At 45.2% G+C, this 18,022-nt stretch carries 10 protein-coding genes; 3 read left to right on the forward strand and 7 right to left on the reverse strand.

Annotation, left to right across the window (positions count from 1 at the left end; all coding sequences use genetic code 11):
- From ABIC22_RS25590 to ABIC22_RS25600, 3 genes are all read right to left on the reverse strand, one after another.
- Positions 1 to 729, reverse strand: a complete 729-nt coding sequence (locus ABIC22_RS25590) for an amino acid ABC transporter ATP-binding protein (RefSeq protein ID WP_127535854.1) — start codon at positions 727 to 729, stop codon at positions 1 to 3.
- Positions 722 to 2,170 (reverse strand): amino acid ABC transporter substrate-binding protein/permease, encoded by a 1,449-nt coding sequence (locus ABIC22_RS25595; RefSeq protein WP_154893257.1) that lies wholly within the window; start codon positions 2,168 to 2,170, stop codon positions 722 to 724. The genes ABIC22_RS25590 and ABIC22_RS25595 overlap by 8 nt, the downstream gene beginning before the upstream one ends.
- Positions 2,171 to 2,550: 380 nt before the next feature.
- Positions 2,551 to 3,786 carry an MDR family MFS transporter gene (locus tag ABIC22_RS25600; protein ID WP_127535856.1) on the reverse strand — a complete coding sequence of 412 codons (1,236 nt, stop codon included), beginning with the start codon at positions 3,784 to 3,786 and terminating at the stop codon, positions 2,551 to 2,553.
- A 140-nt stretch (positions 3,787 to 3,926) separates the two neighbouring features.
- Here ABIC22_RS25600 and ABIC22_RS25605 point away from each other — a divergent pair, with 140 nt between their 5' ends.
- Positions 3,927 to 5,699: an ABC transporter substrate-binding protein gene (locus tag ABIC22_RS25605; protein WP_354484769.1), complete on the forward strand. Its 1,773-nt coding sequence runs from the start codon at positions 3,927 to 3,929 to the stop codon at positions 5,697 to 5,699.
- A 114-nt stretch (positions 5,700 to 5,813) separates the two neighbouring features.
- Here ABIC22_RS25605 and ABIC22_RS25610 read toward each other — a convergent pair whose 3' ends face one another.
- A complete protein-coding gene (locus ABIC22_RS25610; RefSeq protein WP_354484771.1) occupies positions 5,814 to 7,535 on the reverse strand; it encodes an ABC transporter ATP-binding protein in 1,722 nt (573 codons plus the stop codon).
- Between the two features lie 452 nt (positions 7,536 to 7,987).
- Between ABIC22_RS25610 and ABIC22_RS25615 the strand changes: the two genes are divergently transcribed.
- Entirely contained in the window at positions 7,988 to 8,800 is an 813-nt protein-coding gene (locus tag ABIC22_RS25615; RefSeq protein WP_127535859.1) for an undecaprenyl-diphosphate phosphatase, read from the forward strand.
- 186 nt (positions 8,801 to 8,986) lie between these two features.
- On the opposite strand, the gene ABIC22_RS25620 is transcribed toward ABIC22_RS25615, so the two are convergent.
- The 3 genes from ABIC22_RS25620 to ABIC22_RS25630 all read right to left on the reverse strand — a co-directional run bounded on the left by ABIC22_RS25620 (position 8,987) and on the right by ABIC22_RS25630 (position 16,824).
- A complete protein-coding gene (locus ABIC22_RS25620) occupies positions 8,987 to 9,613 on the reverse strand; it encodes a spore coat protein (RefSeq protein ID WP_127535860.1) in 627 nt (208 codons plus the stop codon).
- 161 nt (positions 9,614 to 9,774) lie between these two features.
- Positions 9,775 to 12,609, reverse strand: coding sequence for a glycoside hydrolase family 2 TIM barrel-domain containing protein (locus ABIC22_RS25625; protein ID WP_354484774.1), 2,835 nt, complete (start codon positions 12,607 to 12,609; stop codon positions 9,775 to 9,777).
- Between the two features lie 162 nt (positions 12,610 to 12,771).
- Positions 12,772 to 16,824 (reverse strand): S-layer homology domain-containing protein, encoded by a 4,053-nt coding sequence (locus ABIC22_RS25630; RefSeq protein ID WP_354484776.1) that lies wholly within the window; start codon positions 16,822 to 16,824, stop codon positions 12,772 to 12,774.
- A 366-nt stretch (positions 16,825 to 17,190) separates the two neighbouring features.
- Between ABIC22_RS25630 and ABIC22_RS25635 the strand changes: the two genes are divergently transcribed.
- On the forward strand, positions 17,191 to 17,826 hold the full coding sequence (locus tag ABIC22_RS25635; protein ID WP_354484778.1) for a TetR/AcrR family transcriptional regulator: 636 nt from the start codon (positions 17,191 to 17,193) through the stop codon (positions 17,824 to 17,826).
- Positions 17,827 to 18,022: the final 196 nt, after the last annotated feature.

The following is an 18,022-nucleotide window of genomic DNA, read 5'->3' on the forward strand; positions in this document are numbered from 1 at the left end:
TTAAAGCACTTTTTCCAAAAAGCTGATGGTGCGCTCATGCTTCGGATTACCAAATATTTCGGCAGGCGTGCCCTGCTCTACAATGTATCCGCCATCCATGAAGATTACCCGATCGGCAACTTCACGAGCAAATCCCATCTCGTGGGTAACGATCATCATCGTCATTCCTTCGCTGGCGAGGTCCTTCATTACGCCCAGCACCTCACCAACCATCTCAGGATCAAGCGCGGAAGTCGGTTCATCAAACAACATGACGTCTGGATTCATCGCAAGCGCACGGGCAATCGCCACACGCTGTTTCTGACCCCCTGAAAGTTTGTTAGGATAGCTATCCGCTTTGTCTGACAAACCTACCCGATCAAGTAAACGAAGAGCCGTTTCTCTAGCTTGCTGCTCGTTTAACTTACCAAGCTCTCTTGGTGCAAACATGATATTTTTAAGCACGCTGAAGTGAGGAAACAGGTTAAAATGCTGAAATACCATGCCGATATTTTCACGTGCTTTATTGATATTGGTTTTCGGATCATTCAGATCCTGGTCATCCACGATAACCCGGCCTGCCGTGATCTCTTCCAATTGGTTAATGCAGCGCAGAAATGTACTTTTCCCTGAACCGGACGGGCCGATGACACAGACCACTTCGCCCTCGGCGACCGTCATATCGATCCCTTTCAGAACCTGATTCGAGCCAAAACTTTTCTTCAATCCTTCAACCTTAATTTTACCCACGGCGAACCTTCACCTCCAGATGGTCAGCGATTTTAGTCAATGTGATGATGACAATCAGATACATGATCGCAACCGTTAACCAGATGTCAAAAGAGGCAAACGTTCTTGCGATGACAATTTTACCCGATTGCGTCAGCTCTACCAGACCAATAACGGACAAGATCGACGTATCTTTCAGTGTAATGACCATCTGATTAATGAATGAAGGAATCATAACCCGGATGGCCTGAGGGATAACGATCTTCATCATCGCTTTGCGATAAGGAATACCCAGTGAACGGGCAGCTTCCATCTGTCCACGATCAATCGATTGAATCCCCCCGCGAATAATTTCGGTTACGTATGCTCCGGCATTCAGACTTAGCGTCAGAATAGCTGCCAGGAACAACGGCATGGTAAAGCCAAGCGCCTGCGGAATCCCGAAATATATAAAGAAGGCAAGGACGATCAATGGAATCCCGCGGAATACATCCACAAATACCGTGGCTACACCGCGAAGGAATTTATTTTGTCCCACTTTCATAAATCCGAAGATCAGACCCAGAATAAAGGCAAAGAACAAAGAAACAATGGTGTATAAGAGCGTGTTACCCAGACCTTTAATCAGGGATGGTAGGGATTTCTGAACCAACTCCCAGCGTCCCATATTGGCAGTTGTCGAAGCATTTTCACCAACATAGGTCTCAGTAATACGTTTATACTCCCCGTTTGCCTTGATATTTGTTAGTCCATCATTGAACATTTGCAGAAGTTCCTGATTCTTGCCTTTGCTTACGGCGAACCCATAAGAGCCTCCTATTTCGGGTTCTGTAACCGTTTTAAGACCGTTATTCTGCTTTACCCCGTAAGCAAGTACAGGATAATCTTCAAAACAGGCTACGGAGTTTCCGGTTTTGACATCATCATACATTTGTGATGAATCATCAAACGGTACAATGGTAAAGCCATACTTCGAGGCAATAGACTCTGCAAAAGTATAACCCTCTGTTCCCGTTTTAACGGCAACTTTTTTGCCTCGAAGATCCTCATAACTTTTCACGGTATCGTTATTTGCGCTTACGCCCATAACTACGCCTGAATCGAAATAAGAATCTGAGAAATCGAATTTTTGTTTTCTCTCATCGGTAATACTCATCCCCGCAATAACGCCATCCACCTGGTTTGATTCCAGTGCCTGCACGGCGGCGTTAAATCCGAGCGCTTTAATTTCATATTTGAAATTTTGATCTTTGGCAATGGCATCAAGTAAATCCATGTCGATGCCAACAAAATCACCATTTACATCCTGAAACTCAAACGGAGCAAAGGTAATGTCTGTGCCGATGACATAGGTTTTACTGGTGTTGGATTCTGCATCAGCAGCCCCCGCCCAACCGGATAGTCCGGTCACCAAGAGCAGCACTAGCGAAAGTACAAAAAACGAGACCTTTGTTGTTTTCATATGTCCTCCCCTTCTCGGTCTACTACGTTACTGTGTTACATTTTTTTCAGACGTATTGCTCATTATACAGTCATAATCTTTTTGTGAAAATAAACAATTTTAAATTTTAAGTATTGATTTCTTTTCCAATGATGACGCTCACGGTGTCACTACATAAGTATGCTTTGCCTTCACTCTTTATTTACCGTTGTAAAGCGCACTCGTCATATCTTTCATTCCTTAACCCAAACCATTTTTTGGTGAAAGGTGAGTATGTGTTTTTTCATGCTGGATTCTTCCGCAATATGTTTATCATTTACAATAATCCCTCTTTCAATCAAAAATGTTTTGTCTCAACCATGTACTTATAACTGTCAACAGCCGCACCTTCCATTACCTTATTAAGCACTCGCTTGAAACATTTTTTCTTTACGTTCTCTCGATAATTGATGCTGCCGTGCCTTCCATAGAAAAGGGAGCCCCAGCACTGTTGCGAGTGCCAGCGGAACAAAGACGGAAACCCCATTCGCTGCCCCAAAATGGCCAAGAAGCAAACCTCCAAACACAGGTGCTATCACACTGCCCAAATGATTAAAGCCAATGGTTCCAAAATAGATCCCTTTGTTCTCCGGTTTAGCAATCCGGTCAATGAACAAGTCCATCATGGTAAACAGCAGCACTTCTCCAATGGTAAACAGGACGACGCTAATGAATAACAGCACCAGACCGTCCGCCCAACCGAACAGCAGCAAGCTTCCAGCGATAAGAATATTACCAAGAATAAGAGAGGAAATTGGGGAATAATGCCTGGCTGTCCGAACAATCGGGTATTGCACGAGGAGCACGGTCATGGCGTTAAGAGAGAACATGTAGGAGAAAATTCGGCTTCCGTCCTCTACATTCGGATTCAGGGTCAGATACTGAGCTAATGTTGAACCGAAATGTCCAAAGCCCAGTTCGCAGAACGTTGTTCCAATGAGGACCATCAGGAATACCCGGTCTCTGGTGGTTGTACTCAGAGCAGCCCTCAGGCTTGGTGCAAGCGTGTTGACTGGCTTAGAGAGATTGGTATGCCTAACACTAAACTGAAACAACAAGACCATGCCGTACATCACATATACCATGCCTGCTATGATAAACGGAAACGTCGATTCAGCCGATCCAAGGTAAAGTCCGATAATCGGGCCAAAAACAACACCAAGATTAACCGCAGCATAGCGCAGATTATAAACGAGCAGCTTGTGCTGTGAAGGAGTAATATCCGACAACAACGCGCGTGAAGTCGGTTCAAAAAAAGCACGGCATAAGCCATTTAGTGTGTTGGCAATGAAAAATACCCATAAATGCTGCGCCGATGAAAAGATAAAAAAAACGCCTGCCCAGCTAAACACCGAGACCAGCATAACAATTGGACGACCAATCCGATCCGAGATGTATCCTCCGTAGAAGCTAATTAGTACGCCAGCCAGCGAGCTTACTGCAACGGTTAGACCCGTTTCTGTCGGCGAAGCCTCCAATACGCGAGTTAAATAGATGGATAAGAACGGAATGCTCATGGATGTCACCAGACGTCCGAACATGGTACCGATAATGATGGTCCACGCCAAAGGGTGTATTTGCCTGAGAAGATGCTTCATAAGGTATATCTCCTATTCCGGGTGATTAAAAAAGGACTGCGCATGTCACTTTCATTAGTTATAATTGTAAGGATCAAAGGGGGAAATAAAAGTGTAAGCAATTCATTTTGCATTTCACCTTTTTTTAAAGGAGCAGACCTATGGATACATACATCACACACTACCTTCGGCTTGTCACATCAGAGCAGCTGTCGCTTAAAGTGAATGAACCTGCTGCAATAACCATAGAAAATCTCTCGACCGCGCTATTCTGTACTCCACGGAATGTCAAATTCATATTGCGTAAGCTGGAGGCAGCTGGTTTCATTGTTTGGCGGCCGGGAATCGGCAGGGGACATCATTCCAAATTGACACTTCTAAAGAGTATGGACGAAGTAATGGAAGATCACTTTCTTGGCTTAATAAGCAATGGCAAAATGAAGGAAGCTGTCGAACTCATCGGTTCGCTGGAATCTTGGGACCTGAATGGCGTGGTCAGGCAGAGATTGCTGCGTTTGTTGAACCAGCAGATGGGTTTTCACAGCCATTTGGAAACAAGCTCGGGTCAGGATGTACTTCGAATGATGCGTTCGCGCCGTCTGGGGAACCTGGATCCGGCTTCTGTCTACACGGCATTTGAGACTTATCTGCTTGGTCAGATCTGCAATACATTACTTACCTTCGATGCTCAGTCAGGAACATTTCAGCCAAGTCTTGCACATTCGTGGGAATGCAGTGAGGACCATAAGATGTGGGTCTTTTATCTGCGTAAGGGTGTCCGGTTTCATCACGGACGCATCATGACTTCAGCAGATGTGCAGTCAACGTGGCAGCGTCTGCACGAGGTCCAAAGTCCTTCGCTATGGCTGTTCCGGGATATTGAGTACACCGAATTAGATGGTGATTACTGCATTCGTTTTTATCTCCATCGGCCCAATCGTTTTTTTCTGCACCTGTTCAGCTGCATTCCCATGACGATTCTCCCCTATGATGTTGACCATTCCAAACAACTGATCGGTACAGGTCCATTCCAGATTAGTGAACTAAATAATGAAGTGCTCGTACTTCGTGCATTTGACAGCTATTATGGGCTCCGTCCCCTCCTCGATCAGGTATATATCTGGTTTGTACCGGACTTGGGCAGCGAGCACCGGTATTACGAATTGCAAGGAACCGATCGCTTGAAGAAGTCTTCAAACGACGAAACGACAAAAGATATTGACTATCCTGCACTCGGATGCCAGTATTTGCTGTTTAACTTCCAGAAGCCTGGCATTCACCATCATCCCCATTTTCGGCAAGCACTGAGAATGGTGTATGACTCTGCTGCTCTGGTCGCTGAACTGGGAGAGAATCTGATTACACCCGCTAGCAGCTTTCTCCCATGGAGAAGTGCGCAGCAGCACTGGTCCGAAGCATCGCTTGATCATGCACATGAATTGCTGGACAGCAGCGGTTATCAGGGCGAAACCTTGATTCTGTCTTGTACCGTTAACAAGGATATGCGTGTTGCACATTGGATACAGCAACGTGCAGCAGCAATTGGACTGCACATTGAGATGGCTGCTTCCATCGACAACCTCCAGCCTCAAGAGACATCATTTGCGGATTTGATCATGGCGGAGGAGATTCTGGAGCAGGATTGGCAGTACGGCATGATTCATTATTTCAAGACGTCGTCCAATCAGTTCAATGCCTGCATGTCACCTGAGCAGATGTGCATATTGGATGATAAGCTGGAGCCTTTTGCACAGTTGGATGAACCTGATCGGATAAGCCTGCTGAATGAAACAGAGGATATCTTACGCCGTAATTGCTGGATATTGCACGGAGCCCATGTGAACAAAAGGGCTCAGCTTAATCAGAGCCTTTCGGGCCTGCAGACGTCGGACTTCGGTTTTATGGACATTTCTAAGATATGGATTAAGCAGTAAAATAAAAAGAGGACTTCCGTCCAATGACGGAAATCCTTTTTTATTGTTATCTTCTCATCTGTTCTGGAACAATTCGAACCTAAGCTATATAAGAAATGGATCTACCCACCACCATCATTCAATCGGCTGCAAAGCTTGCTCTACGTCCTTTCTTAGCCACAGTTCCCGGAATGGTTCACAGTTCTGAATCAATTTATCGAAAGGTCCGTGACCTGCAATTTTTCCTTGGTCCATAACCACGATCTGATCAACCTGCCGGATGAAGTTCAATCGATGTGCGACAATAATGACCGTTTTGCCGCTGAACTCTTTCAGGATCGTCTCCATGATGCTTTTCTCAGTAATATTGTCCAGAGCCGACACTGGTTCGTCCAGAATCAACACGTTTCTGCGCTGTAACAGGATTCGGGCGAAGGCAAGCCGCTGACGTTCCCCGCCGGACAACTTCAACCCTCTCTCGCCAACAAGCGTGTTTGATCCGTCCGGCCATTTTAGAATTGTATTTTTCAGATGAACTTTATCCAACAAATCGTAGAGAACTTCATCCGAAACCGATTGATCAAAACAAATATTGTCCCGGATGGTCGCATCGAAGATTGGCGTCTCCTGTGATAAGTATGAGATATGGTCATAGTAGCTATTCAACTTCAGCTCGTCGATATCCACGCCATCCACCAGCAGCTTGCCGCTGTTCTTTTTTAACAGTCCGGTTAACAGCTTGATCAACGTTGATTTTCCGCTCCCACTCATGCCAACCAATGCTACGGAAGACCCTTGAGGAATGGTCAGCGAGATATCATGTAAGATACTATCCCCACCATAACCGAATGACACGTCGCGAAACTCCATCTTCCCCTTGAGCCCCATCACTTCATGACCACGATCCAAGTTGCGGTCCTCCGGAGCTTGAAGGAACGCTTCAAACCGCTTATAGGTCACTTGATTCAGCCGATAATCCACGAACAGCACATTGAATATGGCGATAGGTGAGTAAATCTTCTCTATAAAAAGAAACAATGCCACAATAACGCCAATGGAGGAGTCTCCTGTAATAACACTGTTAACCCCAAAGAACAGGATGACAAGCTTAATGACGGTGATAAACACCTCAAATATCGCAAAAAAAGCTTCATGAATCATCCGCAGCTGCGCGCTTTTGTTAATCATTAGCCGTGCTGATGCGCTGAGTTTCGCCATTTCCTTCTCATATCGCTTGTTTGTCCGAAATACAACCAGTTCCATGAATCCGCGTATAGAGTATCTGGAAATGGACTCCTGTTCGTTCAATATCGTTGATTTCATTCGGTACAGAAATTTCAAGATCAGGTTCGTTACTCCAAAAACGACGACATAACCAGCCGCAATAATAATCATAATCCGTGGATCGTAGAAGCTGATAAATAGCAGACTGAACAAAATCGTTGGCAGCAGTTCATGCAATGTTTTGAGGTAAAAACCATAAATGATCTCATTTCCTGCCTCTGCACCATTTTCGATGACTTTGATCATTTGTCCAGTTCCCACGTTTTGATATGCCTGATAATCGATTTTTGCTATTTTGGCTAGTGCCATGATCTTCAATTGCTCAGTCAACCGCTTGGACAGATAAACACTTGGATACTCATCCACGTAATTCAGAATGACAGTCCCCACCAGAAGTGCTCCGTAGATCATGATCAAATGGATCATCTCGTCCATCCGATTAACCAAAATTGCCGTATCCAATATCTTCTGGAAGAGGAATATCCCCAGGCTGCTGAATAGCTGAATGGCCCAGCCTAAGGCAATGTATAGGAAAATCCACCATTTTAATTGGAATAAACATTGTTTTAACACCGTTCTCCTGCCCCTTTATCTTTTAAAATGAGAAAAAGGCCAGGACGAGTTCAGTCACGGACCTGTGCAAGTCCTTCTCTATGAGAAGGTCATTGTAGGTTCCATAGATCTGATGTGTCCTGGCCTGCGAACAAAATGATTGCCTGGGCACCATCCAAAGTTTCCAGTTTCATGCGATCAAATGGGCAGACGTCCCCCTTGATAGCCGGTACGCGTTTTGATCCGGCCCGAAAACTAGTTACTTCGAACGATACGGTAAGACATTCATTTCACCTCAATTCAAAAGATATGGTCTAGTATAGCCGCTCATCTCCCTAAGAATCAACCAATGATTTCAAGTGAATCTTGCATGACTTATATTAAAACTTGCAACCCAACAAGGGAACAAGCTATGATCATGAGAGAATGAAAACCTATGTATATTTTCTGGAAACAACGTCAAGGAGGAGAAGATGGAAGACATTATTTTGTGGTTGAAGTATTTGTTCTTGGGTGTGGTCCAAGGAGTAACGGAGCCAATCCCAGTTTCTTCTAGCGGACACCTGATCATTGCACAGCGGCTGATGGGCATGAAACAAAACGGATTATCGTTTGAAATTCTAACCAACACAGCTTCACTAATAGCTATTGTTTTTATCTTTCGTGAAGATATCAAAAAGCTGATGGTTGGCGCAGTTCAATACCTTCGTACACGTGACCAACAATACAGGGCAGAATTTATGTTTGTGTTATACATTGTTATCGGCACGATTCCTGCAGCACTCGCTGCAGTGCTGTTCAAGGATCGTATTGAAGAAGTATTCGCTTCCGTACATACCGTTTCCATTGCTCTATTAGTTACCGGTGTTGCCTTATGGCTCATTCGCAATCTGCGCGGCCGTAAACGTGATGGAGATCTGTCTACCAAAGATGCGATTCTCGTTGGATTGGCTCAAGCCGTAGCCCTGATTCCGGGGATCAGCCGTTCCGGAGCAACCGTAATAGCTTCCATAGCGGTCGGCATGAAGCAGGAAACGGCCCTGAGATTCTCCTTTATGCTCTATATCCCAATTAGCTTGGGTGGTCTGGTCTTGGGAGCATCCGACATCGCAAACGATCCCAATCGGTCAGAGCTTGCCATTCCTTATCTGATTGCCTTCATAACGACACTCGTAGTCACGTATTTCTCAATGAGATGGTTCATGGGCATTATGGCCAAAGGAAATTTGAAATATTTCTCGTACTACTGTTTTATTGCGGGAACATTATTGCTTATCTTTTTGTAACTTTAAGATCTGTACCCTACAAAGGAACATCTGGCGTTCAGCCGGGTGTTCTTTTGTATAGATCACCTCGGATCAAAAACTGCTTAAGTTAATATCTAATATTTAAGTATATGAACAAAGCGCATGACAAACCCCATAGTAGACATGAGCATGTCCTCTATGGGGTCTGGTTCTACACGTTACAGATTAGTGCTGCAAGTTTCCACCTATTTGTGATGCAATCATGGATGGCGCGAACCCGTTCAGCATTTGCTGCATGTCCTGCTGAGGCAGTTGCGGCACCTGATAGAAACCATTTTTATTCTGATAAATGGAGATCTCATATGCCATCTCGATACAGTTTGGCAGCGAATCTGCCAGTACACGACGCACCACCGGGTTTGTCGATTCAAGCGCAGCCGTTGTTTTCATTACTGCTCCCGATTTCACTGCATTCAACATGCTCAAAGAGATGCTTTGATCACAAATTTCAGTTGCAGAGAGCATTGGCTTCTTCGGTTGGCTTGGTTTCATGCCATATGTGAAGTCGTTGTCTTGTGACATCTTATAGCTTTGCGTCGGTTTGGATGGATCTTGTCCTGTTCTGAAGCATTCCAGCGTTATGTTGTATTCTTCGGACATGAATTGCTTTTGACGCAGCAAAATATCGCGCAGTTCCGGATCTTGGACATGTTGACTCAGCATCGTATAGGTATTTAACGTATTGATGGCTCCAGCAAGCACCTCATGGACATCAAACATCTCATGACCGCCATGGTTGAGTTGTGGTGGGATCGTTCCTGTTTCAATGTTTTGATGATTTTGCAATTGCATGTTGAATTACCTCCAATTAATCTGTTATTTTTGGCTGTCCCATTACGCAGACTAATGTATTATGAAGTTTCGTTCCTCAAGATATTCGGCATAATTTTTGGTTAATGTGTGCGGCAAAAAAAGAAAGACCGTCACAAGAGACGGTCTTTCCTATATCCATTTTATTTAAACAACAGCTGATTCAATGCATTAACAGTCATCTCGTGCGTCGGGTGAAAATCATCACTTTCCATATATTGCAGCAGACTGTGAATAAATTGTCGCCCTTCGATCTGACTAAGCAGCTGTTCATAATCCAGTGCCCCAACTAACACTTTGCCGCTGCCTACTTTGCACTCAAATAACAGTCCGAGCTTATGATTACGCTCAAAGTTATCGATCGTTTGCACAATCGGCTGTAAATCAGCCGGAAGGTCGTCCAAAATGATGGAGCTTGAATGGGTGACAATATTCCACCATGGGTAAGTGGAGTGCATCTCGCTCGGGAAATGCTGAAGAGCCGGATGATCATTCTGAATCAGCAAACCAAGCGTACCCACCGGAACAGGTTTATTCATGCTTTCCGAGATGGACCGGAACATGGGATAACACCAGAAATCAGTACTATATAAGCCCTCAATAGCGTTGCTAACCTGTCCGGGAGAAGCCAGCAGAAGAACTGAGCCTCCCTCTTCCAACCTCTGCAGCGCTGCATCTGTCAGCTCCTTGTACACAGGCGCATCAGCAAACTGACGATCCTCTTGCTCAGGGTAGACCCAAATGTTATAGGATTTATAAATGTCCGTATTCGATATGGACAACTTTAACGTTACCTGAGTCATATTCTCTACACTTGGCAGAGTTACTTGGATGTTCCCAAGCTTCTGGTAAGGCTTCATGTGATCCTCGGTAATGAGCTGTTCTCCTTCGGATATAACGTTGGTTCCTTGAGTACATTCCCATCGCAACGATTCCCCTTTCAGAGGGACCGGACGATAGTAACTCAATTCTACCGAAGCGTTGAATGTCTCACGAGCAGCATAGTTATACTTCTCAAAGCGAGCCAAAAGGACAGCATCCGAGCAGAAGGTTCGCCATTCTTCCGCACTAATTAAACCTTTCGAGTCCATAAATGCGTCCAATATGCCAACAAGAGCCGTCCCTTGTCCGCTAAAGTCCTGCAAATCAAGCAGTTGAAAGCCTGCAAGTCGCTCGGATCGGAAAGCTGCCTCAAGCTCTTCCTTGTAACAATCTACGGCCAATTGACCTGAGGCACGGAAGAATGATTCAGCGAGATGCCCCATGCCCTTGGCCTGTAATCGTTCTCGAAAGATTTCAAAGTTATGTGCTTTGATCGAGCCTGTATACTTTTCAATCTCCGCAAAATCCGGATACATGGCATACTGTCCAATCTCGTGAGAGACTACAGGAAGATGCGGAATAAGCTCCTTGTCCGTTGCAGCCGCTTTCACGGTTTTGGAGACTGTTCCGTATTGGATCTGAATCTCCTGTTCCTGCGAATGGGAATCCTCTAGTCCAGAGTGCTGCTGAGGGTAGATGTGCTCATCATAATCCTTCATTGTACCAGGCAGATCGGTTTGAACATGACCCAGCGGAGCGTCACACATCGCATAGGAACCTCTGATCAAGCGGTCGCGGGAGAACCGCACACCACTGAAGAAATCTTCTTCCTCCAGAATAACCGGGGTAAACTGAAAATTGTTGGAGCCTTGCGTGTATAGATGGCGCTGATCATATGCTTTATAGTCTTTCAGAATGGCACTTAGCTTTTCCTTGCTCCCCCACAACTCATTCCCCAGTGACATCATGACAAATGAAGGATGATTCCCGAAGCTGCGCAGAATGGCGAAGCCTTCCTCAATCAAATAATCCTGTTCTGCCTGGTTATGGTTCGCATCGCTCTCATCCGTAATCGTTCCCCAAAATGGCAGCTCGGGTTCCATGTAGATTCCCAGCAGATCGGCTGCAACAAATGCTGCTTCAGGTGGACAACAGGTATGGAAACGATAATGATTAATACCGTAGGATTTCGAAATGCCGAGGATTCTCACCCACTCGTTTACGTCCGTTGGTGCATAGCCCGTTAACGGGAAGATCAATCCATCATGCTTGCCTCGTAAAAAGGTGGGCCGATTATTTATTGTAAACTTGTCTCCACTCGCCTTGAAATCCCGCAGTCCAATTACGATGTCACGATCATCGATGATTCTCCCGCTCTCTTCTCGCAGCGTGATGGCAATCTTATATAAATGAGGTGCATCGTCACTCCATAAGAGCGCTTTATCTCCCAACGCATAAGAGATACTCATCTCGTTAAGATTAACCGGGTACAAACGCTCGGCAACTTCATGTACGGCCTCTACTAGGCCAGAAGTTTGTCCATCAATGGCGAAACTTATGGCAGACACGGCGATTTGGTTGTTCTGCAGCTCTCCATCCAATTTCACCGAAAGCGTTATCGATTTATGCATCGCATCGGTGTAAATTTGCACATCACTCATACGTGCTTCATTACTGAATTTCAATTCCAGTTTGCCCGTAATGCCGTTCCAGTTCGTCTGTGTATCCTTGGAGGTCATATGCCCGCCTTTGGTTGGGTAGCTCGTGTTGTCCACCTTGATCCTAACGGTATGTGTACCGGCAGAGAGCCCTTCCTTAAGCACATACTCATGGGGCGTATTGAGACTGTTACGTGTACCTAGTGGAATATCATCAACCCAGACTGTTGTAACCCGTGTTCGCTCCAGATGCAGACAGCAGTACTTTCCTTCCAATTCCTCCGGAACCTCGAACTCCCGCTCCAGCCAGAGCCAACCCTCGAAAGCGTATTCGTCTGTGAGCGCCCCAACCTCAGCCAGCTCGTTTCTCTTTCCCTTTCTGGCATGGGACGTTGTATTTGGCATGGTAATCGTGTCGTCATACGGAAAATTAATTCCCAGCTTGTTCTCGTCAAGCTGCATTCTCCAGACTCCTTGCAAGTTAATAATGGGCAACATGATTTCAACTCCTAATTATGGGTTAACCGCACTTGTCTATCATTGTATCAGAGAATGGATTACCTATCTGTGAAATTTAAATAGAAGGATCGTTCTGTTACACAAAAAAACCTGACCCCAGGTAAATAACCGTGCAGGGTCAGGCTGACTATCAACGAATATTTAGTTTTCGTCCAGAAGACTTAAGATTAATTTGACCGATTCAGCCCGCGTTGCCGTTTGCAATGGTGCAAATCGATTACCGCCTATACCGTCAATCAAGCCGGCATCAACCATGGAAGCCACGTACGGCGCTGCCCATGCAGGAATCTGATTCCGGTCTTCAAAAGAAAGCGAAGCCTTGGAGCCTTCCGGTGTGCTGCTTGCACGAGCAATCATGGTTACCATTTCAGCACGGTTCAGTGGTTTATTCGGCTTAAAGGAGCCATCCGTGTACCCACTGATAATGCCTGCTGAAGCTGCTTCCACAATGTATGGAGCAGACCAGATTGGAATTTGTTTTGCATCGGTATACGTGGTTACCGTGCTGCTTGTATTCAGTTTCATGGCTCTGCCCAGCATGGTAATGAACTCCGCCCGGGTTACTTTTTGATTCGGACGGAAGGTTCCATCGCCATAGCCTTGTACAAACCCTGCAGTCAAAGCTTGATCGATGAGCGACTTCGCCCAGTGTCCTTCCGTATCTTTCAGCTGTGGCGGATTTCCATTGCTGCCGCCAACAGTTCCAGTGCCAGGTTGATTAGGATTACTGGTGTCCGGCTTGCTTCCCTGCTCTGTTCCTGGCTGCGATGTTTCAGAACCCGTTCCAGGAGTTGGGGTAGTGGTTCCAGACCCGCCATTGTTTCCAGAACCGCCACCTGAGCCAGGGTTGGATGTACCCGGTCCTGGGTTCGGCGTTTCCGTATTCGACTTCTTGATCATGCCAAATTGATCAATAATAAACGGTTTTGCATCATTAATATTCTGATCAATCTCGTACGTTACCGCTGTAAGCTTGTTCCCGTCGATGGTGATGCCCACAAAGTTTTGAACCTGCCCGCGTTTCGGACGACGATCGTCATTTGGATCTGGTCCATACTTTGCAGCATGATTTTCTTCTGCCAACTCAAACAAGCTGTAATACGCATCCCCAAGAACAGGATCCTGATTTTTGTAGTACACTTTCGGTCCGGCTGTTGCTGGAATTAGATAAATGGTGCCATCCGGGTTCACCGCGTATTCAATCTTCTTACCGTTCAATATTTCCGTAATCTTGACAGCATCTTTCGCTTTCCCGGTCTTATCGATTGGTTTGGTACGGGCGTAAATATGATCATGTCCCTGTAACACAAAGTCGATATCCAGTTCTGCCATCAGCGGAGCGATTTTGTTACGAACTCCGTTTGGTCCGATAATATCCGAATCTGTCGCATGATTGGACGTTGTATAAGGACCTTTATGAATATTAACGATGATCCAATCTGCTCCGTTTTTGCGAGCTTCATTTACATCGTCCTGCAGCCACTGGACCTGTTCTGCCGAGAAATTGTTATACTCTTCTGAATCCTCGTTTGAATTCAGCACCACAAAGTGTGCGTTACTGTAATCGTACGAATAATAAGCCCCTGTTTCTGTTGCCGAGTTCTCCGGTACATCCAGGTTGAAATGATCGATAAAAGCGAAGTTTTCATCTTCATGATTACCCGCCGATGGAACGATTGTTGTATTCAGAAGGCTTGATTGAGAATGACCAAGAAGCCAGTTCCATTGCTCTTCTTTAACACCTTTATCAACAATATCTCCATTGTGCACCACAAATTGTGCATTCGGAATGGTAGCTAGAGCCTTGTCCAGTGTCTCGGAGGAAAGGATCGCTTCATCCTCTTCCTTCGCCTGCGTATCGGCCAGATCAATAAATGTAAAGGCTCCTGTCTTCGGCGCTGTACGGAACGTGCCCGTCTTGCTCCACGTATTGCTGGAAGCTTCGCCCACTCTGAAGGAATATAGCGTATCTGGCTTCAGATTTGTTGCTTCCGCTTTGTGTACAACTTCAGTAGGCGAATTGACGGAGCGGTCGGAACGTCCTTCATAAGAGATTGCACTGGAGAAGTCAGCGATATTTGCTGTTTTTTCTACGACCTGAAGGTCACTTCCTGTGACTTGTTCGGATGTGTACCAGGCAAATCCTTTGCTAGTGGTTGGATCTCCATTAAACGTAACCGTAACCTTGCTCACTTGCTCATCATTGGATTGTGTGTCCTTGGTAATTCCGAATGTATCAATGACAAAAGGTTCAGCATTATTTTGGTGTTGATCGATTTCATAAACGATTGCTGTAAGTTTGCCGCCATCAACAGTCAGTGAGGTGAAATTCTGCACCTGACCTCTGGCTGCGCTCGTTGTATCTCCATACACGCGGGCATGATTCTCTTCTGCTCGATCAAAAAGGTTAAAGTAAGCTTCACCCAGTTCAGGTTTCGTATTTTTGAAGTATACCTTGGCTCCTGCCGTACCTGGAATCATATAGATGGTTCCGTCCGGATTAACCGTGTATTCAATGCTTTGTCCTTTAAATGATTCCTCAATTTTGGAAGCTTCTTCTGCTGTTCCATCCTGCTTAATCGGCTTGGTCCGAGCATAGATGTGATCATGTCCTTGAAGAACAAGATCGATGCCAAGCTCATTCATGAGCGGGGCAATTTTATTTCTAATCCCGTTCTCACCGATGATATCATTGTCGGTCGCATGATTGGACGTTGTATACGGTCCTTTGTGGATATTAACGATGATCCACTCAGCTCCAGCAGATTTGGCTTGCTCCACATCCTGCTTCATCCACTCCACTTGTGCGTTCGAGAAGTTCGCATAATCCGTCGAATTTTCATTGGAGTTCAGTACGATAAAATGTGCATTGCTGTAATCATAGGAATAATAAGCACCTGTGATCGTCGCCGCATTCTCCGGCTGTTTTACATTAAAATGATCATAGAATGCATAATTTTTGTTCTCATGGTTGCCTGCGGAAGGTACAATTGTCGTTCTCATCAAATCCTCTTGAGAATAACCAAGCAGCCAGTTCCATTCTTGTTCCGAGGTCCCATTCTCGACAACATCCCCGTTGTGAACGACAAACTCTGCATCCGGAACGGTAGCGAGTGCCTTCGACAGCGTAGCCGCGGATAAACGGGCCTCTTCCTCATCCTTCGCTTGCGTATCCGTTAAGTCAACAAAGGTAAATGCTCCGTCAATCGGAGCTGTTTTGAACTCCCCTGTTTCACTCCAGAGGCCTAGTCTCTCGTCACCTACGCGATAGTAGTATGAAGTATTTGCTTCAAGTCCTGTAGCTTCTGCTTTATGAACCATTTCTCCCGGAGAGTTTCTGGAGATTATAGCTTCACCATTAAACGTTTGTCCCGCGCTGAAATCAGGAGGTCCATCCTGTTTCTTGACCACTTGCACATGACTATTGGTCGAAGCAAGCGGAGTATACCAGGTAAATCCCTTACTTGATTTAGCATCACCATAGAACGTCGCTGTTACTTTGCTAATATCGATTGTCGGTGCCTCAGCTAACGCTCTCAGCTCCATATCAAAGTACAGATCCGAGCTTCCATCGCTTTGCTGATGGACCTCTACTGCAATGATATTCTCCCCGTCATGCAGGAGCGTTTGAAGCGGTTCAGTCAGATCCACATCGGTATACATGACCGGCTGATCCATAGAAGATGTTGCTTTGGTAGAATAGTTTATCTCACCATCTGGCATGCCGAATCTGCGAACTTCCGTGCCATTAACATACAGAACAGCACCGTCGTCAATGCCGAAGGTACCCAGAATTTGACCATAATTTTGGATTTGCTCCTGGTTAACTGTCAGCGTTGTCCGAAAATATGTAGTGCGGTGTTTCAGACTTTTGATACCACCGTAGTCCACTTCCGTCTGAAGCGGTCCGAAATATGTCGTTGATATGCCGCTACCATTGTCTTTGTAACCAAAAGGAGCATTGTCTACTGCCCATGTATTGTCTTCATAGACAGCCTGCCATACCGATTTTAAATCCTGACCTTGATCAAAATACTTCCACGTTGAATTTTTGCTAAGCAAGATGTCTGCTTGAGGTTCAACCGTCTCCGCTGCTTTAACTACTGGTGCTGAGCCCAGTCCCCCAAACCATCCAATAACCAGTGCGACTGATAGCAGAATGGCCAGAACCTTTTTGTACAATGGGTTAATCATCATGTTCTCCTCTCAATAAGCAATAATGTGCATCTAGCGCTATTTCATACATGATTACTAGATTAGCCAGCTATTATCATACGAGAGGAACATGTTGATTTTTGCATGTTTATGTAAATTACATGTAAATATATTCATATTTTCTTGAGAGCTATGGTCGCCATTTCTGCCAGAGACCGTCAGGGATATGCTGCAGGATTGAATACAACCTATTCCAGCATAGGGAACATTTCTGAACCCCTGTTTGCTGGACTACTGTTTGACAAACACATTCATATTCCTTATAGTGTTGGTGCACTTATTCTTGGGCTCGTCCTTGTCCTGACGATGCAAAAAAAAACCATGTGAAGGAACAGGTTATCTCCTATGACTGAGAACTGGCACCAAAATTTTAAAAACAAAAACCGGGAAGCTCTGATTGCAGCAGCCAAAGAATTATGCATGAAGGAGAGCTTCCTTAATGTGAATATCAAAGATATATGCAGCGAAGCGGGAATAAGCCGTGTTACCTTTTACAAGCACTTTCAATCCATGAACGAACTGATTCTGGCGGTCCAAGTGGAGATTCTGGAGAGTATGACCGGATACGTGAAGAATGCTGCTTCACCAGGAATGAGCGGCAAAGAGATGCTTGCTTCCATGCTTGAAGCCTGGGTAAATTACGCCTCCACTCATCTCGGTTATATCAAATTCGTATTATTATTCGACCTACATTATGAAGCCTATAATTCAGGCCAAGAATTGAAAGAACAATACAATCTGTTTATCAAACGTAAAAAGGAACAACATTTCCTGTTAGATGCTCTGGAGACCGGATATAAAGATGGTACGTTGAAGCCTGATCCTGATCCCCTTAACTCAGCCCATTTTATCTTTGTATCCATGATGAGTATGCTGCAGAAAATGAGTCTGGCTTCAGAAGAAGATCACGTTACCGTTCAAAGCGATCTGAAATTCGCCAAACGATTCGTTGAGATGCTGGTACAGCATTTGAGTAACTGAAAAATTCAGAAATCCCTGTTAAGACCAATCCAACCGGATTAGGTCTTTTTTGTTTGTATAGCCTCCATTCTACCAAATTACCCCATTTACAGATCGTTCAGTTGAAACCGATTTATATCAGAGTCTTCGCTGTTTTCTGAGCAGCTCATGTTCACATATGTCAATCTAAATCTAGGACTGATCTTCATTTCTTCCT

This window comes from Paenibacillus sp. PvP094, from assembly GCF_040546835.1.
GTDB lineage: Bacteria > Bacillota > Bacilli > Paenibacillales > Paenibacillaceae > Paenibacillus > Paenibacillus illinoisensis.